This is a genomic window from Micromonospora sp. NPDC049836, from assembly GCF_044465125.1.
In the GTDB taxonomy this organism is placed as follows: Bacteria; Actinomycetota; Actinomycetes; order Mycobacteriales; family Micromonosporaceae; genus Micromonospora.
On record NZ_JBITLH010000005.1, the window covers coordinates 514,327 to 535,441 of the forward strand.

Genomic DNA, 21,115 nt, shown 5'->3' on the forward strand with positions numbered 1-21,115 from the left:
ACGGCCGAGGTCCAATCGACCATCGTGACGCGACGCTACCAGCGGGCCGGCCGCCGCTCTGACGGCGAACGGCCCCGCCGCATGCGGCGGGGCCGTTCGGACGTGTCGTCAGTGGTCGACGCGCGGGTCGTGGTCCCGGGTGCGGCTGCCGGCCTTGGCGAGTCCGCGGCTGACCAGGTAGCCGATGGTCAGCAGGGTGATGTACCACCACGCCTTGTCGGCGACGAAGTAGTCGCCGCCGTTGTCGGCGGCACCGTCACCGACGGCGTTCGAGGCGATCAGGACGCCGATCACGGCGAGCAGGTAGACGGCCAGCTCGGTGGTCTTCCAAGCCGGCTTGGTCTCCTCGCCGTGGCGGTGCGGGTGCCGGATGTCGCGTTCGACGTGGCCCGGGTGCGCGCGGTCGGCGGCCCGGTCCGTCGCTGCGGTGGGGGTGGTCATCATCAGCTCCTCAAGCGGGTATCAGGCATTCCGTGTGACATGGGGGCTTTGCGGCTCCCTGTACCGGATTTCCTACCCGTGAGGATTGCTTGCTAATCGGCAACCATCAGGAATCTTTCCGAAGCCGTCGGGCCCGGCTCACGGCGCGGTGACGGCGCGGACCGCGTCCTCGATCCGGGCGGCGAGGAGAACCTCGCCCTCGGTGAGCGGGTCGCCGTCGCCGTGGCCCACCCTGATCTGGGTCCGGCCGGCGCGGCGGCTGATCTCGGGGCGCAGGCGCAGCGCGTCGGCGACCACCGCGACCCGCTCGGTCAGCGCGGCGTGCTGGGTGTCGTCCAGGGCGAGTGTCCGACGGATCTGCTCACCCTCACGGGTCCATCCGGACAGCAGGGCGAGGGCGTCGTTGAGGTAGTCATGCTTCTGTCGGCTGTTGAACAGCACGCGCATCACCGCACCTCCCAGGCGTCGTTGCCGGCTTGTGGCCAAATCGTCGCCATCCCGTGTCCTCGTCGACGCCCTCTAGTCTGTCGCCGCCCCGATGGCGTGTCCACGCCCACACTTCCGTGTTCTGTTGGCCTGACGGCGGCGTCGGCTACCCAAACCGCCGATTGATCTGGCACGCTGGACGGCCGTGCGGACCGAACGGGTTAGCGGAGGCCGGCAGGCCGACCGGCGTGAGCCGAGGGTCGTGGTCGGGGCGGCGATCATCTCCGACGGCAGGGTGTTGGCGTGCGCGCGTGCCGCGCCGCCCGAGGTCGCCGGCCGCTGGGAGTTCCCGGGCGGCAAGGTGGAGCCCGGGGAGGCGGAGACCGCCGCGCTGGCCCGCGAGTGCGCCGAGGAACTCGGCGTCCGCGTCGAGATCGGCGCGCGGGTCGGCCGCGACGTACGGATGGCCCACGGCCGCTCCGTGCTGCGGGTGTACGTGGCCCGCCTCCTCCATGGTGACCAGCCGGAGGCCCTGGAGCACTCCGACCTGCGCTGGCTCTCCGCCGGCGAACTCGACACCGTCGACTGGCTCCCCGCCGACGAGCCGGTGGTGGCCGCGCTGCGTCCCCTGCTCATCAACGGCTGAGCCGGGAAACCGGAAACGGGGGCGGAAAAGCGACGGGGGCCGGCGGCATCCGCCGCGGCCCCCGTCATGGTCGGTGTGCTGCTCAGTGCTTCGGCTCGTCCTGCTGCGGGTGGGCGAAGTTGAGGTGCTCGGGCGGCAGCGGGAAGGTGACGTCGTCGCCGAACGGCGACGGCGCCGCCGCCCGGTCGAAGGTCAGCTCGGTCAGCGGCAGCTTGCCGTTGACGTCGACCGCCGGGGCGGTCGGGTGCGGCACCTCGCGGTGCCAGTTGACGCCCTGCTGCGCCTCGCGCTCGGCCTGCGCGTCGTGCGAACCGCCCGCGTGCGAGTGCAGCCCGCCGTGGGTGGGGTTGCCGGTCACGGCACCGCTGGAATGCCCGCTGGTCACGCTGGTCTGAGGCACCTGACCCCTCCGGAAGATCTTGCTACCAAGCCACACGAGGGGATCGTACCTGCGGTCGACGACGCGTTCCTTCATGGGGATGATCCCGTTGTCGGTGATCTTGATGTGCTCGGGGCAGACCTCGGTGCAGCACTTGGTGATGTTGCAGAAGCCGAGCCCCATGTCGGACTGCGCGTACTCCTTGCGGTCGGTCCGCGCGTCCAGCGGGTGCATGTCCAGCTCGGCGGCCCGGATGAAGAACCGCGGTCCGGAGAAGGCCGGCTTGTTCTCCTCGTGGTCCCGGATCACGTGGCAGACGTTCTGGCAGAGGAAGCACTCGATGCACTTGCGGAACTCCTGCGAGCGCTCGACGTCCACCTGCTGCATCCGGTAGTCACCGGGCGCGACGTCGGCCGGCGGCGCGAACGCCGGCGTCTCCCGGGCCTTCTCGTAGTTGAACGAGACGTCGGTGACCAGGTCCCGGATCACCGGGAAGGTGCGCAGCGGGGTGACCGTGACGGTCTCCGTCTCGTCGAACGTCGACATCCGGGTCATGCAGCTCAGCCGCGGCTTGCCGTTGATCTCCATGGAGCAGGAGCCGCACTTGCCGGCCTTGCAGTTCCACCGGCAGGCCAGGTCCGGCGCGTCGGTGGCCTGGAGGCGGTGGATCACGTCGAGGACGACCTCGCCCTCGTTGACCTCGACCTGGTAGTCCTGAAGGTCGCCGCCGGTCTCGTCGCCCCGCCAGATGCGGAACTGTCGCTTCGCGCCCGGCTTGCCGGTCGCCTGCTTCGGTTCAGTGCCCATTCCTCAGCGCTCCTCCTCGGCGAGGGCGTCGAACTCGGCGAGTTCCTCGTCAGTCAGATACTTGGCCAGCTCGGCGCGGTCGAACAGCGAGATCAGCTCGGGTCGCATCGCCGGCAGCGGCTTCTGGGTCAGCCGCACGACGTCGCCGTCCAGCGCGCAGACCAGGTTCACCCGCCGCCACTTCGGGTCCATGCCGGGGTGGTCCTCCCGGGTGTGCCCGCCGCGCGACTCCTGCCGCTCCAGGGCGGCCTTCGCGGTGCACTCCGAGACCACCAGCATGTTGCGCAGGTCCAGCGCCAGGTGCCAGCCCGGGTTGTAGCGCCGGCCGCCGGCCGCGCTCACCTTGGCCACCCGCTCGCGCAGCTCCGCCAGCCGGGCCAGCGCGTCGACCAGCTCGCCCTCCCGGCGGATGATGCCGACCAGATCACCCATCACGGCCTGGAGGTCCTGCTGCAGGGTGTACGGGCTCTCCCCGGTGTCCCGCTGCAGGGGCGCCAGCGCCGTCTCCACCGCGGCCTCCACGGCCGCCACCGCCACCTTGGGGCGCGCGGTGAGCTGGTCGGCGTACGAGGCGGCGTGCCCGCCGGCCCGCTTGCCGAAGACCAGCAGGTCCGACAGGGAGTTGCCGCCGAGCCGGTTCGAGCCGTGCATGCCACCGGAGACCTCACCGGCGGCGAAGAGCCCGCGCACGGTGCCGTACGCGGCACCGGAGTCCGGGTCCACCTCGACGCCACCCATGACGTAGTGGCAGGTCGGGCCGACCTCCATCGGCTCCTTGGTGATGTCGACGTCGGCCAGTTCCTTGAACTGGTGGTACATCGACGGCAGTCGGCGCCGGATCTCGTCGGCCGGCAGCCGGGAGGCGATGTCCAGGTAGACGCCGCCGGCCGGCGTACCCCGGCCCTCCTTGACCTCGCTGTTGATCGCCCGGGCGACCTCGTCGCGGGGGAGCAGCTCCGGCGGGCGCCGGTTGTTGTCCGGGTCCTTGTACCAGCGGTCCGCCTCGGCCTCGTTGTCCGCGTACTGCTTGCGGAAGACGTCCGGGACGTAGTCGAACATGAACCGCTTGCCCTCGGAGTTCTTCAGCACCCCGCCGTCGCCGCGGACCGACTCGGTGACCAGGATGCCCTTCACCGAGGGCGGCCAGACCATGCCGGTCGGGTGGAACTGGAGGAACTCCATGTTGATCAGAGTCGCCCCGGCACGCAGCGCCAGCGCGTGACCGTCGCCGGTGTACTCCCAGGAGTTCGAGGTGACCTTGTAGGAGCGGCCGACGCCGCCGGTGGCCAGCACCACGGCCGGCGCCTCGAAGAGGACGAACTCGCCGGACTCCCGGTAGTAGCCGAACGCGCCAGCGACCCGGTCGCCGTCGAGCAGCAGCTCGGTGATGGTGGTCTCGGAGAAGACCTTGATCCGGGCCTCGTAGTCGCCGTGCTCCCGCTTGTCCTCCTGCTGCAGGGAGACGATCTTCTGCTGGAGGGTACGGATCAGCTCCAGGCCGGTCCGGTCGCCGACGTGCGCGAGCCGGGGGTACTCGTGGCCGCCGAAGTTGCGCTGCGAGATCTTCCCGTCCTTGGTGCGGTCGAAGAGCGCGCCGTACGTCTCCAGCTCCCAGATCCGCTGCGGGGCCTCCTTCGCGTGCAGTTCGGCCATCCGGAAGTTGTTGAGGAACTTGCCGCCGCGCATGGTGTCCCGGAAGTGCACCTGCCAGTTGTCCCGGGCGTTCACGTTGCCCATCGCGGCCGCCGCGCCGCCCTCGGCCATCACCGTGTGCGCCTTGCCGAAGAGCGACTTCGAGATGATCGCGGTCTTCTTGCCGGCCAGCCGGGCCTCGATCGCCGCGCGCAGGCCGGCCCCGCCGGCCCCGATCACGACGACGTCGTAGTGGTGTCGTTCGATTCGCGTCTCAGTCATGTCCAGGCTTTCAGTTGATGAACCGCAGGTCGGGGAACCAGTCGGCGGCGATGGCCATGACGTAGAAGTCGGTGACCGCCAGCGTGCCGAGCGTGATCCAGGCGAGCTGCATGTGCCGGACGTTCAGCCAGGAGATGAAGGTCCAGGCCTTGTAGCGCAGCGGGTGCTTGGAGAAGTGCTTGAGCCGCCCGCCGATGATGTGCCGGCAGGAGTGGCAGGAGATGGTGTACGCCCAGAGCATCACCACGTTGCCGAGCAGGATGAGGTTGCCGAGCCCGAAGCCGAAGCCCTTCGGCGAGTGGAAGGCGTAGATGGCGTCGTACGTGTTGATCAGCGAGATGATCGCGGCGAGGTAGAAGAAGTAGCGGTGCAGGTTCTGGCCCAGCAGCGGGAAGCGGGTCTCGCCGCTGTACGCCTGGTGCCCGTCCGGGACCGCGCAGGCCGGCGGGGACAGCCAGAACGACCGGTAGTACGCCTTGCGGTAGTAGTAGCAGGTGAGCCGGAACAGCAGCAGGAACGGCAGGGTCAGCGCCGCGTCCGGGATGATCCACCAGCCGGGCAGGAACGAGCCGAAGTGCGAGGAGCCCTCGACGCACCGCTCGGTCACGCACGGGGAGTAGAACGGCGTCAGGTAGTGGTACTGGTCGACCCAGTACCACTTGTGCATGAAGACCCGGACCGTCGCGTAGATGACCCAGGCGCTGAGCCCGACGACGGTGATCAGTGGCGCGAACCACCAGCGGTCGGTCCGCAACGTCTTGGCAGCTATCGCGGCGCGTGCTCGCGCCCCTCGCGGCTGCGGTCTCGGCGTCGTCGCCGACGTTGATGTCATTCCAGTCGTCTCCCTGACGGCGCCCTCGCGGGGGCGGCGGATCACCTTTCGTACCGGCCAGCGGACCGGCGAGACCGCATCCACTGCCACGTCTTGCGCACGCATGCGGCCGCGCCGGTGAACCGGCGCAGCTAAATGACACACGTTACGCCGATCTTCGCGGCCCGGCCGCGCAACGCAGTGTCCCGTGTGTCCCGCAGGTTGGAAAGACCCACGCCAAGATCAATGCTTCCGGTGCGGTGGACGGTGCGCCGACCGGTGCGCCAGCCGCGGTCGGCGGTGCGCCGACGGGGTGGGCGGCGGTGGCTCAGCCGGACGCCCCGCCGGTGAAGTGCCACGAGGCCAGCCGCAGCGGCGGCGCCTCCCACCAGGCACCGTCCACCCGGTCCGGCTGGCGCACCGGCGTCCCGCCCACGCCGAGCACCCGCGCCGGCCCCAGGGCCTGCGGATAGGACTCGGTGAAGCGGAAGTCGCGCACCGCCCGGGTCGGCACGCCGTCCTCGACCAGCCACACCCCGTTGCGGGTCAGTCCGGTGATGACCAGGCGCTTCGGATCGAGCACCCGGGTGTACCAGAAGTCGGTGACCAGCAGCCCGCGCGCCATCCCGCCGACCAGCGCGGCGGTGTCCGGGTCGGCGACCGCCCCGGTCACTCCGCCGCTCAACTGCCCCGCCGCCGGGCCCGGCCGGTCCGCGGCCGGCAGCAGGCGCAGGTTGTGCGGGATCGGGCCGAACGTCGACCCGCCGGGCATCCCGTGCCCGGTGGACCCGGTGCCCGCCTCGGCGCCGCTGCGCCGGTCGTGCGCCACCGCGCGGGTGGTGCCCGCCTCGACCAGGGGCAGCGGCCGTCGCGGCGTGCCCTCCAGGTCGTACGGCAGCCCCGAACCGTGCGTCGGATCGTCCACCACGGTCACCGCCGGGTCGAACTGGGCGACGCCCGGCTCGGCGAAGGACTGCCGCTCGAGGTACCGCTTGCCGTTGAAGCCGAACCAGGCGAGGTTCTGCAGCACGTCGCCGACGGCGGCCGGTTCGAGCACCACCTCGTAGTGCCCCGGGGGCAGCTCGACCGGATCGGCCGCGGCCCGCGCCTTGGCCGCCGCCCGGGCGCCGAGCGCCGCGCCGTCGATCTCGGCGAGCCGGTCGGCGCAGAGCCGGGCCACCCCGTCGGATCCGCCGGTCCGCGCGATGCCGTCCATCGCCGCCTCGGTGGTGCGCCCCACCGCCGAGTGCCCGGCCGAGTTGACGAACGCCCCCGACCGGTACGCCGTCCGGCAGTAGCCGGCCGCGGCCAGCCCCTCGACCGCGTCCACGAAGGCGCATACCCGGGCGGCCCGTTCGTCGGGCGACGCCTCGGCGGTGGCCTCGTCGAAGACGGCCGGCGGCACCGGCGCCGCCGGGGCGAGCCCCGGCCAGGCCGGGTCCGGCGGGCAGAGCCGCGCCGCCGCCACGGTCCGCTCGACCAGCGTGGCCAGCCCGTCGGGGTCGACCAGGCTGCCGCCGCCCGCGGCGGTCCGCCCGTCCAGGTGCAGCCGCAGCCGCACCGTGGTGGCCGACTCGGCGACGTTCTGGTGGATGAACGAGTTGGCGAACCGGGTGAGCGCCAGGTCGGCCCGGGTCACCGTCACCTCGGCCTGCGCGTGCGGCCCGGCGAGCCGGCGGACCAGCTCCACCACCTGCCCGGCGAGGTCCAGTTCGCTCATGCCGACGCCTCGCTTCGCTCGGCCTCGGCATGAGGCACCAGCGGACTGTGCCGATGATTCGCTCGCTGACGCTCGCTCATGCCCGTACCCCCACTCGGACGTTGCGGAAGCGGGCCGGGGCGGCCGGGTGGCCGGTGTGCCCGGTCTGGCCGGGCTGCCCCTTGCCGCAGTTCGGCGTCCCCCACGGGACGATCTCCGAGGAGAGCATGTCCATCGAGCGCCAGAAGACCGGGCCGATCCCGGTGTAGGTGGGGTTGCGCAGCATCCGCCCCCGCCGGCCCTTCTTCACCTCCCAGCCGACCTCGCAGCCGAACTGGAAGTTGAGCCGCTTGTCGTCGATCGACCAGGACCGGTTGAGGTCCATCAGCACCCCGTCGTCGGTGGCGTCGATGATCTCGTCGAGGGTGTGCGGGCCCGGTTCGAGGCCCACGTTGGTCATCCGCACCATCGGCAACCGGGCCCAGCCGTCGGCCCGTACGCTGCCGCCGTAATCGAGACCGGCGACGGCGCCGGAGTCCCGGCCGGCGAGCACCCCCACCCAGCGGCCGGCGCGGACGGCGTCCCGCTTGACCGCGGGGGAGCCCTCGTCGTCGTAGCCGAAGCTGCCCAGCGCGCCGGGGATGGTCGGGTCGATGGTGATGTTCATCAGCTCGGAGCCGTAGCGGAGCGTGCCGAGCTGGGCCAGGTCCAGCCAGGAGGTGCCGGCGAAGGCGGCTTCCCAGCCGAGGATCCGGTCCAGCTCGATGGCGTGCCCGACCGACTCGTGGATCTGCAGGGCCAGCTGTTCGCCGCCGAGGATCAGGTCGGTCTCGCCGGCCGGGCACTCGGGGGCGGTGAGCAGCTCCCGGGACTCCTCGGCGATCCGCGCCGCGTGCGCGGCGAGGTCGAGCGAGGTGACCAGCTCCCAGCCGGTGGTGCCGTACTGGCCGCGATAGCTCGGGTAGGACCGGCGCTGGGTCTCGCCGTCGCCGATGGCAGTGGCGGAGATGCCGCCGCCGCACTCCCGGATGCGCTGGTCGATCCGGTGCCCCTCGCTGGAGACGAACCACTTCGCGGTGTCCCAGATCTGGTAGAGCCCCTCGGCCAAGTCGGCGCCGTGCTCGCGCGCCGTCGCGGTGGCCCGGACCAGCAGGTCGCCCTTGTCGGAGAGCGGCACGCCGAGCGGGTCGACCTGGCAGGCCGAGGACCAGCTCGCCACGATGGCCTCGGCGGGGACCAGGTCGATCGGCGGGCCGGGCACCCGCGCGCTCGCGGCGGCGGTCGCCGCGGCGCGCCGGCCGGCTCCGCGGGCCGCGGCGTCGGACAGCTCGGGTACGGCGTGGAAGCCCCAACTCGACCCGACCAGCGCCCGGACGCCGAGGCCGATGCTCTCGTCCTGGGTCAGCTCCTCGATGTCGCCGTTGCGGGCCGACATCGACTCGTAGCGCCGGTGCATCACCCGGGCGTCCGCGTACCGCGCCCCGGCGTCGAGGGCGGCCTGGACAGCGGCGGTCGCCGCGTCGAATCCACTCATGACGGCACTACGCTTCGCTCCGTGCCGCCATGAGGCACCATCGGGCTGCGTTGATGATTCGCTCGCTGCCGCTCGCTCATGGGCCCGACCCTAGGTGAACGGGCCGACATCCGTCAGGGGACGAGATCCTCCGGCCGGATCGTCGCCCGGACGGGCTCGGTCAGCTCCAACGAGTCGCCGGGTTTGGTCACCGAGTCTTCGCTGTAGTGCCGACCGTGCCGGCGGTAGAGGTGCAGGGTCCCGTTCTCCTGCTCGACGAGCAGGTACCACTCGATGCCCGCGGCAGCGTAGTAGTGCATCTTGAGCACCTTGTCGGTGGCCGCGTTGCTCGGCGAGATGATCTCGCAGACCAGCCGCACGTCCTGCGCCTCGATCATCGGTTCGTCGAAGTCGATCGGCTGGGTGACGACCAGGTCGGGGATGGGGATCCGGCCCGGCTTGAGGCGAACGTTGACCGTCTCCAGCAGTTCCAGCCCGGCGTCGCGCGCCGCCTGCTCGAGGATGTTGCCGAGGTTCCGCTGGATGCGTTGGTGCCGTGGGGTGGGCGCTGGCGTCACGTGGAGGCTCCCGTCGAAGAGTTCGACGCGTTGCTGCGTCTCGCCGAGGGCGAGGTAGTCCTCTTCGCTCCACGGGCCGTCGTGGTCGAACACCGCCGCGGTCATCCTCACCTCCACCTCGTGCCGGCGCGAATCCTCCCTGGATCACCACCGCCATGGTCGCACCTCACGTGCGGCAACGCGGCGGCGTTGCCCAGTCGCAACCATGAATGTCCAGGTGAGGGCTGTTCAGGTGGGAAACCCAGTCGTTACGCTCTGGCCGCTGACAGGCCGCGTTCTGTAGCTTATTTTCGCCTCCAGAAGTTTGTTGTAAGTTCTCTTCGTCACAGAGGGAGGCGGTCATGGGCAGGTCGGAGACAACGCCGTCCGGGGAGCCGGACCGCCCCGAGGTGCCGGCGCAGCGCACCGGCGAGGACGGCCCCTATCTGCGGGTCAAGGACCTTCGCGTGCGGTTCGAGACCGAGGACGGCGTGGTGCGGGCCGTCGACGGGGTCTCGTTCGCCGTCGAGCGCGGCCGGACGCTCGGCATCGTGGGCGAGTCCGGTTCGGGCAAGAGCGTCACCTCGCTGGCGATCCTCGGCCTGCACAACACCAAGCGGGCCACCATCACCGGAGAGATCTCCGTGGGCGGCCGCCAACTGGTCGGCCTGCCGGAGGAGCAGGTACGCCGGCTGCGCGGCCGGGACATGGCGATGATCTTCCAGGACCCGCTGTCGGCGCTGCACCCGTACTACACGGTGGGCCGGCAGATCGCCGAGGCGTACCGGGTGCACCATCCGCGGGCCGGTAAGCGGGAGGCGCGCACCCGGGCCGTGGACATGTTGGGCCGGGTCGGCATCCCGCAGCCGGCGAAGCGGTTCGACCAGTACCCGCACGAGTTCTCCGGCGGCATGCGGCAACGGGCGATGATCGCGATGGCCCTGGTCAACGATCCGGACCTGGTGATCGCCGACGAGCCGACCACGGCGCTGGACGTGACCGTGCAGGCCCAGATCCTGGACCTGCTCAGCGACCTCCAGGACGAGTTCCGGTCGGCGATCATCCTGATCACCCACGACCTCGGGGTGGTCTCCCAGGTGGCCGACGACGTTCTGGTCATGTACGGCGGCCGGGCCGTCGAGCACGGCAGCGTGGAGCAGGTGCTCCGGCGGCCGCAGCACCCGTACACCTGGGGGTTGTTGTCGAGCGTGCCGTCGCTGCACGGCGACGCCGACGCGGACCTGGTGCCGATCAAGGGCAATCCGCCGTCGCTGATCAACCTGCCGTCGGGGTGCGCCTTCCACCCGCGCTGCCGCTACGCGGACCGCAACGGCGACCGGTCCCGGACCGAGGTGCCGGAGCTGCGGTCGGCCGGGGAGGCGGGCCACCTGGTCGCCTGCCACCTGCCGGCCGAGGAGCGCACCCGGCTCTACCAGCAGGACATCGCGCAGGTGGGAGTGGCCCGATGAGCACCGAGACCGAACCGCTGCTGCGGGTGCGCGGGCTGACCAAGCACTTCCCGGTCCGCGACGGGTTCCGCTCCCCGGGTGCCGTGCGCGCGGTCGACGGGCTGGACTTCGACGTCCGCCCGGGCGAGACGCTGGGCCTGGTCGGGGAGTCCGGCTGCGGCAAGACCACCACCGGCCGGATGCTGGTACGGCTGCTCGAACCGACCTCCGGCACCATCGAGTTCGCCGGGCGGGACATCACCCACGCCCGGCGCCGGGAGCTGCGGCCGCTGCGGCAGGACCTCCAGATCATCTTCCAGGACCCATACGCCTCGCTGAACCCACGGCACACCGTCGGCCGGATCGTGGCCATGCCGTTGCAGGTCAACGGCATCGACCCGCCGGGCGGGACGAAGAAGCGGGTGCAGGAACTGCTGGAGCTGGTCGGGTTGAACCCGGAGCACTACAACCGCTACCCGCACGAGTTCTCCGGCGGCCAGCGGCAGCGCATCGGCATCGCCCGTGCGCTGGCGCTGCGACCCAAGCTGATCGTCGCCGACGAGCCGGTCAGCGCGCTGGACGTCTCGATCCAGGCGCAGGTCATCAACCTGCTGCGCGACCTGCAACGCGAACTCGACCTGGCGTTCGTGTTCATCGCCCACGACCTGGCCGTGATCCGGCACTTCTGCCACCGGGTCGCGGTGATGTACCTCGGCAAGATCGTCGAGATCGGCGACCGCGACGACATCTACGAGCGGCCGCAGCACCCGTACACCCGGGCGCTGCTGTCGGCGATCCCGGACGTGACGGCGCTCGGCCCGGCCGGGCGGATCCGGCTCACCGGCGACGTGCCGACCCCGCTCAATCCGCCCTCGGGCTGCCGGTTCCGGACCCGCTGCTGGAAGGCGCAGGAGCGGTGCGCCGAGGAGGAGCCGGCCCTGATCGCCCGCGACGGCGGTCATCAGGTCACCGCCTGCCACTTCCCCGAGCAGGGAACGATCGCCGCTGGTCCCGCGCAGGGGTCGGGCGGCGCCGGGAGCAGCGAGGCCGTGACGGTGTCGCCCGTGAGCGCGCAGCCGCGAACTGAGGAGGCACCGTGAGCGCGAGGAGCGAGCCGGTTTTGCGAGCCCCGCAGTCGCGAACTGAGGAGGCAGGGTGAGCGCGAGGAGTGAGCCGGTTTTGCGAGCCCCGCAGTCGCGAACTGAGGAGGCACCGTGAGCCTGTCACCGGTCGAGAGCACGGCGCGGGCCGAGATCGAGCCGGCGGCCGACACCGTCAAGCCCGACGAGCGGGCCTTCGTCGGCCGGTCGCCGGGCCAGCTCGCCTGGACCCGGCTGCGCCGGGACCGCACCGCGATGGTCAGTGGTGTGGTGCTGGTCTTCTTCATCGTGCTGGCACTGGCCGCGCCGCTGGTCTCCAGGCTGTACGGGGTCGGCCCGAACGAGCAGTTCCAGCAGTTGTTGGACGGCAACGGGATGCCGCTGGGCTACGTCGGCGGGATCACCGGCGACCACTGGTTCGGGCTGGAGCCGCGGCTGGGCCGGGACATCTTCATCCGGATGGTCTACGGCATGCGGACGTCGCTGTTCATCGCGTTCGCCGCTGCCCTGGTGACCACGGCGATCGGCGTGGTGGCCGGCATCATCGCCGGTTATCTGGGCGGGATCGTCGACACGGTGATCAGTTGGATCACCGATGTGGCGCTGGCCCTGCCGTTCCTCATCTTCGCCCTCGCCGTGGTGCCGACCGTGGCGCTGCGCTTCTACGGCCCGCGCGAGGAGGTGCCGCCGTCGTTCCAGGTGGCCGTGCTCATCGGGATCTTCGCCGCGTTCGGCTGGACGAGCACCGCCCGGCTGGTCCGGGGCCAGGTCATCTCGCTGCGCGAGCGGGAGTTCGTGGAGGCGGCGCGGGCCAGCGGCGCCGGGCTGGGGCACATGCTCTTCCGGCAGCTCCTGCCCAACCTCTGGGCGCCGATCCTGGTCGCCTTCTCGCTCGCCGTGCCGCAGTACATCACCGGTGAGGCGGCGCTCTCCTTCCTCGGCATCGGCATCCTCGAACCGACCGCCGACTTCGGCCGGATGATCTTCCAGAGCATCCCGTACCTGCAGACCGACGCGGCGTACGTGTTCTTCCCCGGCGTCACGATCTTCATCCTCGTGCTCGCCTTCAACCTGCTCGGCGACGCGTTGCGTGACGCGCTCGACCCGAAGTCGTCCCGGTAGGGGTGGATGCGATGAGCGCGCGGAGTGCGGCGGGGCGGAGCCCCGCAGTCGCGAGTGAAGGAAAGTTCTGATGACCCGATTCCTGGTACGCCGGCTGCTCACCGCCGTGCTCACCCTCTTCGCGGTGAGCGTGCTCAGCTTCCTGATGTTCTTCGGCCTGCCCCGGGACCCGGTCAGCGGCATGTGCCCGAAGAACTGCAACGCGGAGCGGCTCGAGCGGGTCCGCGAGGAGTTGGGCCTGCGCGACCCGCTGCCCGAGCAGTACGCCAACTACATGAAGGGCATTGTCACGGGCCGGGATCTGGGCAGTTCCCAGGGCGGCCGGTGCGACGCCCCGTGCCTCGGTTACTCGTACGTCAACAGCGAGGCGGTGACCGATACGCTCGCCCGGGTGCTCCCGGTGACGCTCAGCATCGTCCTCCCGGCCGCGGTGCTCTGGCTGGTGCTCGGCGTCGGGCTCGGCATGATCTCGGCACTGCGGCGGGGCACGGTGCTGGACCGGCTGGCCATCGGCTTCTCGCTGGCCGGCGCCTCGATGCAGCTCTACTTCGTCGGCGCGGTACTGCTGCTGATCTTCACCTACAACCTGCGGATCACCCCGACGCCGGGCTACACCTCCATCTTCGACAACCCGGTGAAGTGGGCCAGCGGGCTCGTGCTGGCCTGGGTGTGCCTGGCCTTCCTCTTCTCCGCCGTCTACGCCCGGCTGTCCCGGGCCCAGATGCTGGAGACCCTGTCGGAGGACTTCGTCCGCACCGCGCGGGCCAAGGGCCTGGCCAAACCCAAGGTGTACGGCCGGCACGCGCTGCGCGCGGCGATCACCCCGATCGTCACCATCGCCGGTCTGGACGTGGGCAGCGCGCTCGGCGGCACGGTGATCACGGAGACCACCTTCGGTATCCAGGGCCTGGGCCGGACGGCGGTGGACGCGGTCCGGTCGGGCGACCTGCCGACCATCATGGCCACCGTGCTGATCTCGGCGGTCTTCATCGTGGTCGCCAACATCGTGGTCGACGTGCTCTACGCCGCCATCGACCCCCGGGTCCGGTTGCGATAGCGCAACGGCCCCGGGCAGGGCATGGAGAAATCCACCGCCCTCTGTTACACAAACCGTAGTTTTCCTACGTCGTCTGACGAGGCTCCAGATAAGGGAGGTGGCGCAGATGCGCCTGAAGAGGGCTGCCGCCGCCGGCGGCGCGCTCGCACTGCTCGCGGTGATGGGTGCGTGCAGCGAGAACAAGGGTACCGACGGCGACGCCGGTGCCGACCGGGTGCAGAGCGGCTCGATCGCCACCGACCCGAAGGACTCGATGGGTCCGGCCGCCGAGGTCCCGGGCGCCGCCAAGGGCGGCACCTTCCGGGTGATCCGGGAGACCAAGATTTCGCACATCGACCCGCAGCGGGTCTACTCGTTCGCCGGCCTGATGAACGCCCCGCTCTACAGCCGCTTCCTGACCACGTTCAAGGACGACGGCTCGGGCAAGGTGACCCTGGTCGGCGACCTGGCCGAGACCCCGGGCACCGACGTGAACAAGGACTGCAAGGTCTGGGAATTCAAGATCAAGGACGGGGTGAAGTTCGAGGACGGCAGCCCGATCACCGCCAAGGAGATCGCGTACGGCATCGCCCGCTCCTTCGACCCCGACCTGACCGGCGGCCCCACCTACCTGCAGGAGTGGCTCGCCAACGACCCGCAGTACGACACCAAGTGGGACTTCAAGGCGAACAAGACCTCGCTGCCGCCCGGCCTCACCACCCCGGACGCGAAGACGCTGAAGTTCGAGTTCGCCAAGCCGCACTGTGACCTGCCGTTCGCCGCGTCGCTGCCGTACACCGCGCCGCTGAAGCCGGAGAAGGACACCGGCGTCAACCTGGACAACCAGCCGTTCTCCTCCGGGCCCTACAAGATCACCAAGAACACCGCCGGGGTCGAGCTGGTGATGGAGCGGAACGAGAACTGGGACCCGAAGACCGACCCGGTGCGGCACGCGTACCCGGACAAGATCGTCTGGACCTTCGGCCCGGACGACGAGGCGGGCGCCAACCGGGTGATCGCCGACAACGGCGACGACCAGGCGGCGCTGGGCTGGAACGGCGTGCCCGCGTCGCTGGTCGCCAAGGTCACCGCCGACGCGGCGCTCCAGCAGCGCTCGGTGCGCGGCCAGACCCCGAGCCTGTGGCGGCTCACCATCAACACCCAGCGGGTCACCGACCTGTCGGTGCGCCAGGCGCTGAACTACGCCATCGACCGCAGCGGCCTGATCAAGGCGTACGGCGGTGAGGCCTCGGCGAAGGCGGTCACCACCCTGATGCCGCCGTCGACCATCGGCTGGGAGAACTACGACGCCTACCCGGCCGGCGCGACCGGTAACGCCGACAAGGCCAAGGAGCTGCTCGGCGGCAAGACCCCGGAGCTGGTGCTCGGCATCAGCGACGACTCGCCGGAGCTGGCCACCCAGCTCAAGGGCAACCTGGAGCGGGCCGGCTTCAAGATCACGGTGAAGACCATTCCGACCGACGCCAAGCTGGACGAGGTCGGCAAGAAGAACAACCCGTACGACATCTGGCTCGACCAGTGGGCCGCGGACTGGCCCAGCGGTGCCGCGATCCTGCCGGTGCTCTTCGACGGGCGCACCATCAAGGCGGAGAACAACAGCAACACCTCGTACGTGAACAGCGACGAGATCAACAAGGAGTTCGACCGGATCCTCGCCATGCCGGCGGGCGACCAGGGCAAGGAGTGGGCCAAGCTGGACAAGCGGGTCATGACCGAGCTGGCCCCGGCCGTGCCGCTCTTCGTCGAGCAGGGCTACTACCTGCACGGCTCGAAGGTGGGCGGGATCTACCTGTCCAGCATCTTCGGCTACCCCGCGCTGATCAACGCGTACGTCAAGCAGTAACCGGTTGACCGAAGGGGCCCTTGCCCGACACCCCGGTGTCGGGCAAAGGGCCCCTTTCCGGTCGGTTGGCGGCGCCGCCCGGCCTCGGCGCCACCGCAGGCGCTGAGCGGGCCCCGACCTCACAGGTGGCGGCGGAGGAAGTCCAGCTCCAGGCGGAGCAGGCGCTCGGCGACGCCGCCGGCGGCCATGTGGCTGGCCCCGGTCAGCGGGAGCACCGCGTGCGGGCGGCCGGCGGACAGCAGCGCGGCCGACAGCCGCAGCGTGTGCGCGGCCACCACGTTGTCGTCGACCAGGCCGTGCACCAGCAGCATCGGCCGGGCCTGCGCCGGGTCGCCGACCGGCTCGGCGGCCAGCTCCACCAGCGAGTGGTGGGCGTAGACGTCCATCCCGTCCTCCGGCAGGCCCAGGTAGCGCTCGGCGTACGCGGTGTCGTACAGGGTCCAGTCGGTGACCGGGGCACCGACGATCGCGCAGCGGAACAGCTCCGGGTGGCGCAGCACCGCCAGCCCGGCCAGCCAGCCCCCGAACGACCAGCCGCGCACCGCCACCCGGGCCAGGTCCAGGTCCGGGTGCTTGCCGGCGAGCGCGGTCAGCGCGTCCACCTGGTCGGTGAGGATGACGTCGGCCAGCCGGCGGTGGACCGCCTTCTCGAACGACGGGGCGATGCCCGGGGTGCCCCGGTTGTCGATCGTCACCACCGCGAAGCCCTGCTCGGCCCACCACTGCCGTTCCAGCCAGGCGGACCGGGCGGCGATCACCTCCTGGTGACCCGGGCCGCCGTAGATGTCCAGCAGCACCGGCAGCTTCGTGCCCTTGACGTGCTCGCCCGGGTAGAGCACCGCGCTGGGCAGCCGCCGGTCGGTCACCCGCACCATCGTCGGCCGGGGCGCGTACGGCGGGGTGGCGGCCAGCGAGCGCAGCTCGCCCACCTCCCGGTCGCCGTGCCACACCCGCCAGCGCACCCCCGGGTGCTCCAGCGAGGCGATGCCGACCACCAGCGTGCTCCCGCCGATCGTCGCGGTGTGCCAGCCCGGGTCGGAGCCCATCCGCCGGGCGTCCACCCCACCGCCGATCACCGTCCGGACCCGGTACAGGTGGCGCTGGCTCGGCTCGCCCTCGCTCGCCTCCACCAGCAGGTCGGCCGGGGCGCCCGCGCCGGCGGGCAGCCGCCCCACCACCCGCCGGACGTAGAGCGAGGGCGGGGTGAGCAGGGTGCCGTCGGCGAACAGGCAGCGGGCGTCGTACCCGTCGTGGGCCAGCTCGCCGCCGACCAGCACCCGGCCGTCCGGCAGGTGCGCCGGGGTGCCGGGGATCGGCTCCACCCAGCGCGGGTCGGCCAGCTCCGCGTGCACCTGGGTCTCCCCGGTCCGCGGGTCCACCGCGAGCACCAGCCCGTGCTGCTGGGAGCGGCGCAGCACGGTGATCAGCGGCCCGCCGTCGGCCCAGTCGACCGAGGTGAGGTACGGGTAGGTCTCCCGGTCCCAGTGCACGTCGACCCAGCCGCCGTCGAGGTCGAGCAGGTGCAGGCTGACCTGCGCGTTCGGCCCACCCGCCCGGGGGTACGCGACGGTCGTCGGCGGGCTCGCCGGGTCGGCCGGGTCGTGCAGGTGCCAGCGGTCCAGCCGGGACTCGTCGACCCGCGCGGCCAGCACCGAGCGCCCGTCCGGGGACCACCAGTAGCCCCGGTACCGGTGGAACTCCTCGGCGGCGATGTGCTCGGCCAGCCCCCAGCTCACCCCGCTGTCCTCGCCGGCCAGCAGGTTGTCGGTGCCGTCCGGCTCGACCACCCGCAACTGGCCCCGGCGTACCCCCTCGGCGGCGTCGGTGACGTAGGCCAGCCGGGCGCCGGTCGGGTCCGGCCGCGGGTCGATCACCGGGCCGACGGCGGCCACCTCGACCACGTCGCCGTGCACCAGGTCGGCCCGGAACAGCCGGCCGGCCAGCGCGAACGTGGCCACCCGGCCGGCGCCGTCCAGGGCGTACGAGCCGATGCCGGAGACGGCCAGCCGCAGCCGCTCGCGCAGCGCGCGCTCGCCGGGGGAGAGGGCGCCGGGGTCGGCGTCCGCGCCGAGCAGCACCGCCGGATCGGCGACCAGCCGCTCCTCGCCGGAGGCGACGTCGAGCAGCCAGAGCGCGTCCGCCGGGTCCTCCGGTCCGGAGGAGCGCAGGAAGATGACCCGGGAGCCGTCGTCCGCGACGGAGACGGCGCGCGGCGCCCCGTGGCTGAACCGACGGGTACGGGCGGCCAGCTCGGGAAAGTCCACGCCTCGGATGGTAGGCGCGCGTTCCGGGTGATGTGGCCGACCTGCGCGGACGCGTAAACCTCGGTGGGACAGGACCGCCGGTTAGAGTGACGGGCGTGACGACGCTGCCCGACCGACGACTTCTGCTGGTCCACGCGCACCCCGATGACGAGTCCATCGGCACCGGCTCGACGATGGCGCACTACGCCGCCGCCGGCGCCCACGTCACCCTGGTGACCTGCACGCTGGGCGAGGAGGGCGAGATCCACGTGCCGGCGCTGGCCCAGCTCGCCGCGGCCGAGGCCGACCAGCTCGGCGGGTACCGGATCGGCGAGCTGGCCGCCGCCTGCGCGGCGCTCGGCGTCACCGACCACCGCTTCCTCGGCGGCGCCGGCCGCTACCGCGACTCCGGCATGATGGGCCTGGCCACCAACGAGCACCCGCGGGCGTTCTGGCAGGCCGACCTCGACGAGGCCGCCGGGTACCTGCTGGAGGTCATCCGCGAGGTCCGGCCGCAGGTCATGATCACGTACGACCCGAACGGCTTCTACGGCCACCCGGACCACATCCAGGCGCACCGGGTGGCGATGCGGGCCCGGGAGCTGGCCGACCTCGAGGGGATCGCCCCGGCCAAGGTCTACTGGACGGCGATGCCGCGCAGCGTGCTGGAGGCCGGCCTGGACGCGTTCACCGAGAGCGCGGACAACCCCTTCGCCGGCATCGACAGCATCGAGGAGCTGCCGTTCGGCACCCCCGACCCGGAGATCGCCGCGCGGATCGACGCCACCGAGCGGCACGCCGCCAAGGAGGCGGCAATGCGCGCGCACGCCACCCAGATCCCGGCCAACTCCTGGCTCTACTCGATCGCCGGCAACTTCGGCGCCGAGTTCATGGGCGTGGAGTACTTCACCCTCGCGGTCGGCGAGCGGGGCCCGGGCACCGGCCCGTACGGCTGGGAGGACGACCTCTTCGCCGGGCTGCCGCTGGACGGCGTGGACCGGTCCCCGGTCGCGGCGGCCGGCCTCCGGTGACGCTGCCGGCCGTTCCGATGTCGCTCGCCGCCGAGCCCGACCCCACCGCGCCACCGGCCCGACCGGCCCGCTCCGCCGACCTCGCGCTGCGGGTGGCCGGCGGTGTGGTGACGGTCTGGGCCGGGGTGCTCCTGGCGCTGCTCGAACTGCTCTACGCCACCTGGTCCTGGGAGCTGGTGCAGGGGCCGCCCGGCGGGCTGCCGGCGGCGCTGGTCGGGATCGTGGCCGGGGTCGGCGGCATCGCCGTGGCGGTGCTGGTGACGGTCCTGGTGGGCTGGTTCGCGCACGCCGCCGTGGGGACCCGCTGGGCGGCGGCGCTGGCCGCGCTGCCGTGGTTCGTGCTGATCGTCGCCGGTGGCTTCCGGACCGCCGAGGGCGACCTCGCGCTCACCGGCGACAACGTGCTCGGCCTCGGGCTGGTGGTGGCCGGCGCGGTCACCTTCGCGGTGCTGGGTTTCCGGCAACTGGTGCTGCCCCCCGCGCATCGTTGAGGGTGCTGACGCGACACCGGTGGCGGTGGTAGACATTCCTGCCAGGAGCTCGCCGTGGGGGCGGGCGTACGGCGGGAGGCGTGCGATGAGGGAGCGGTGGCGCGCGATCGGCGTGCTGGCGGCGGCGCTGTTCTTGGTCAACGTGGTGGCGCGGCTGGTCATCAGGTTCGGGTTCCCGGACGACGATGCCGCCTCGGACCGGGTCTCCTGGCTGATGTTCCTGGTCATCGGGCTGATCCTGGCCGCGCTGGCGTTCCGCTGGGGGCAGGACCGGCCGGTCGGCCGGTGGTCGGCCGACCTGGCCGGCGCGGTCGCGGTGGCCCTGGCGCTGACCGTCTTCGTCGGGCCGCTGCTGGTCGGGGAGAACCCGTTCGGTGGGGGTGCCGGGCTCTTCTTCGCCCAGATCTGGCTCTACCTGGCCGCCGTGGCGGCCGGCGTGGCGGTCGGCTACCTCATCCTCACCGCGCTCGGCCGCGACCACCGGTCCCGCCAGCTCAAGCGGTACGCCGAGCTGAAGGCCGCCAAGCCGCGCCGGGTGGTACGCCGCTGACCCGGCGCCGGCTCAGGCCGGGGCGACCCGGGTGAGGTAGGTGTGGTGGGTGGTGAAGCCGAGCCGCTGGTAGAGCGCGACCGCCCCGGTGTTGTGCTGCTCCACCTGGAGGAAGGCGCGGGTGGCGCCCTCGGTCCGTGCCCAGTCGGCCAGGGCCCGGATCACCGCGCCCGCGTAGCCGCGCCGGCGGGCCTTGGGCAGCACCTCGATCAGGCTGAGGCCGAGCCAGCGCCCGTCGCCGGTGACCGTGCCCCGGCCGACCGCCAGCAGTTCGCCGTCGACGCGCAGGTGGGCGAAGCGGACCCGGTCCACGGCGGTGAGCACGTGCCGGGCCGCGTCGGGCAGCCCGCCCTTGCGGCCGGCGGCGATCGCCAGCCACTCCTCCGACGGGGTGGCGGCGAGGTCGACCGCGGGCGGCTCGGGCCGGCCGGGCGGGAGCGCGGCCAGCGGCGCGGTCTGTACCAGCACCGGCGGCCGGGCCGACCAGCCCCGGGCGTCCAGTTCGGCGCCGACCGGGCCGGCCAGCGGCAGCGGGGTGTTCACCAGGGCCGGCAGGCCCTGCGCGGCGTACCAGCGCACGACCGCGTCCAGTGCGGCGGGCAGCGGGCGGTCCGGGTCGCCGACCGGCAGCGCCGAGTTGGCCCGGCCGGTCCAGCCCGCCGCGCCGCGCAGCAGCCAGTCGCCGAGCCGGGCGCGTACCGGGGCGGGCCACGCCTCGTCGGCGGCCAGTTCGAGGGCGATCACCGCGGCGGCGGTCGGCCGGCGGGCCGGCGGTACGCGCCGGGCGCGGTGCACCTCGCCGACGGGCACCCGGAGCCGGCCGGTGTCGGTGGCGAGCGTGATGTGGGTCTCGCTCAGCTCGACGAGCTCGCCCAGGGCGTCGCTGAACAGCGGTCGGCCTTCGCGAATCCCCACAATCCGCCGGACCACGATCCGGTGTCCCACATCCTGCTGTCGGAGCACGATCGACCTCCTCCCCGGCGAGATACTAGGCTCTTACCGTCGCGGGTGATCGCGACGAGTCTTGCGGAGGAGAA

The 21,115-nt window shown here is 71.9% G+C and carries 19 protein-coding genes; 9 read left to right on the forward strand and 10 right to left on the reverse strand.

Going from position 1 to position 21,115, the window contains the following annotated elements:
* Positions 1-108: 108 nt before the first annotated feature.
* Both ACIBPB_RS17080 and ACIBPB_RS17085 read right to left on the reverse strand, forming a co-directional pair.
* Complete coding sequence (locus ACIBPB_RS17080; protein ID WP_396840527.1) at positions 109-441, reverse strand: hypothetical protein; 333 nt, start codon at positions 439-441, stop codon at positions 109-111.
* Positions 442-579: 138 nt separating this feature from the next.
* Complete coding sequence (locus tag ACIBPB_RS17085) at positions 580-888, reverse strand: 4a-hydroxytetrahydrobiopterin dehydratase (RefSeq protein WP_357313914.1); 309 nt, start codon at positions 886-888, stop codon at positions 580-582.
* A gap of 184 nt (positions 889-1,072) precedes the next feature.
* On the opposite strand from ACIBPB_RS17085, the gene ACIBPB_RS17090 reads away from it, so the two are divergent.
* Positions 1,073-1,513: a (deoxy)nucleoside triphosphate pyrophosphohydrolase gene (locus ACIBPB_RS17090; protein ID WP_396840528.1), complete on the forward strand. Its 441-nt coding sequence runs from the start codon at positions 1,073-1,075 to the stop codon at positions 1,511-1,513.
* 82 nt (positions 1,514-1,595) lie between these two features.
* On the opposite strand, the gene ACIBPB_RS17095 is transcribed toward ACIBPB_RS17090, so the two are convergent.
* From ACIBPB_RS17095 to ACIBPB_RS17120, 6 genes are all read right to left on the reverse strand, one after another.
* A complete protein-coding gene (locus ACIBPB_RS17095; protein ID WP_396840529.1) occupies positions 1,596-2,699 on the reverse strand; it encodes a succinate dehydrogenase/fumarate reductase iron-sulfur subunit in 1,104 nt (367 codons plus the stop codon).
* A gap of 3 nt (positions 2,700-2,702) precedes the next feature.
* Positions 2,703-4,613: a fumarate reductase/succinate dehydrogenase flavoprotein subunit gene (locus ACIBPB_RS17100; protein WP_396840530.1), complete on the reverse strand. Its 1,911-nt coding sequence runs from the start codon at positions 4,611-4,613 to the stop codon at positions 2,703-2,705.
* 10 nt (positions 4,614-4,623) lie between these two features.
* Positions 4,624-5,445, reverse strand: a complete 822-nt coding sequence (locus tag ACIBPB_RS17105) for a hypothetical protein (RefSeq protein ID WP_357313898.1) — start codon at positions 5,443-5,445, stop codon at positions 4,624-4,626.
* Positions 5,446-5,752: 307 nt separating this feature from the next.
* On the reverse strand, positions 5,753-7,144 hold the full coding sequence (locus tag ACIBPB_RS17110; protein WP_396840531.1) for a TldD/PmbA family protein: 1,392 nt from the start codon (positions 7,142-7,144) through the stop codon (positions 5,753-5,755).
* A 76-nt stretch (positions 7,145-7,220) separates the two neighbouring features.
* Complete coding sequence (locus ACIBPB_RS17115; RefSeq protein ID WP_396840532.1) at positions 7,221-8,657, reverse strand: TldD/PmbA family protein; 1,437 nt, start codon at positions 8,655-8,657, stop codon at positions 7,221-7,223.
* 113 nt (positions 8,658-8,770) lie between these two features.
* The gene (locus ACIBPB_RS17120; RefSeq protein WP_396840533.1) at positions 8,771-9,319 is read right to left on the reverse strand and encodes a Uma2 family endonuclease; all 549 of its coding nucleotides are present in this window, start codon (positions 9,317-9,319) and stop codon (positions 8,771-8,773) included.
* 236 nt (positions 9,320-9,555) lie between these two features.
* Between ACIBPB_RS17120 and ACIBPB_RS17125 the strand changes: the two genes are divergently transcribed.
* From ACIBPB_RS17125 to ACIBPB_RS17145, 5 genes are all read left to right on the forward strand, one after another.
* Positions 9,556-10,662 carry an ABC transporter ATP-binding protein gene (locus ACIBPB_RS17125; protein WP_357313881.1) on the forward strand — a complete coding sequence of 369 codons (1,107 nt, stop codon included), beginning with the start codon at positions 9,556-9,558 and terminating at the stop codon, positions 10,660-10,662.
* Positions 10,659-11,741 carry an ABC transporter ATP-binding protein gene (locus ACIBPB_RS17130; protein WP_396840534.1) on the forward strand — a complete coding sequence of 361 codons (1,083 nt, stop codon included), beginning with the start codon at positions 10,659-10,661 and terminating at the stop codon, positions 11,739-11,741. Before ACIBPB_RS17125 ends, ACIBPB_RS17130 begins: the two co-directional genes overlap by 4 nt.
* 114 nt (positions 11,742-11,855) lie before the next feature.
* Positions 11,856-12,863 (forward strand): ABC transporter permease, encoded by a 1,008-nt coding sequence (locus ACIBPB_RS17135; RefSeq protein WP_396840535.1) that lies wholly within the window; start codon positions 11,856-11,858, stop codon positions 12,861-12,863.
* 70 nt (positions 12,864-12,933) lie between these two features.
* Complete coding sequence (locus ACIBPB_RS17140) at positions 12,934-13,920, forward strand: ABC transporter permease (protein ID WP_357313868.1); 987 nt, start codon at positions 12,934-12,936, stop codon at positions 13,918-13,920.
* A gap of 106 nt (positions 13,921-14,026) precedes the next feature.
* A complete protein-coding gene (locus tag ACIBPB_RS17145; protein ID WP_396840536.1) occupies positions 14,027-15,763 on the forward strand; it encodes an ABC transporter substrate-binding protein in 1,737 nt (578 codons plus the stop codon).
* Positions 15,764-15,882: 119 nt separating this feature from the next.
* Here ACIBPB_RS17145 and ACIBPB_RS17150 read toward each other — a convergent pair whose 3' ends face one another.
* Positions 15,883-18,027, reverse strand: a complete 2,145-nt coding sequence (locus tag ACIBPB_RS17150; protein ID WP_396840538.1) for a prolyl oligopeptidase family serine peptidase — start codon at positions 18,025-18,027, stop codon at positions 15,883-15,885.
* A gap of 86 nt (positions 18,028-18,113) precedes the next feature.
* Between ACIBPB_RS17150 and mshB the strand changes: the two genes are divergently transcribed.
* The 3 genes from mshB to ACIBPB_RS17165 all read left to right on the forward strand — a co-directional run bounded on the left by mshB (position 18,114) and on the right by ACIBPB_RS17165 (position 20,078).
* The gene (gene mshB / locus ACIBPB_RS17155; RefSeq protein WP_396840540.1) at positions 18,114-19,037 is read left to right on the forward strand and encodes an N-acetyl-1-D-myo-inositol-2-amino-2-deoxy-alpha-D-glucopyranoside deacetylase; all 924 of its coding nucleotides are present in this window, start codon (positions 18,114-18,116) and stop codon (positions 19,035-19,037) included.
* 17 nt (positions 19,038-19,054) lie between these two features.
* The gene (locus ACIBPB_RS17160) at positions 19,055-19,528 is read left to right on the forward strand and encodes a hypothetical protein (RefSeq protein ID WP_357313855.1); all 474 of its coding nucleotides are present in this window, start codon (positions 19,055-19,057) and stop codon (positions 19,526-19,528) included.
* An 85-nt stretch (positions 19,529-19,613) separates the two neighbouring features.
* Positions 19,614-20,078, forward strand: coding sequence for a hypothetical protein (locus ACIBPB_RS17165; protein WP_396840541.1), 465 nt, complete (start codon positions 19,614-19,616; stop codon positions 20,076-20,078).
* Positions 20,079-20,090: 12 nt separating this feature from the next.
* Here the strand turns inward: ACIBPB_RS17165 and ACIBPB_RS17170 are convergent, their stop codons facing one another.
* Entirely contained in the window at positions 20,091-21,041 is a 951-nt protein-coding gene (locus ACIBPB_RS17170) for a GNAT family N-acetyltransferase (RefSeq protein ID WP_396840542.1), read from the reverse strand.
* Positions 21,042-21,115 lie beyond the last annotated feature (74 nt).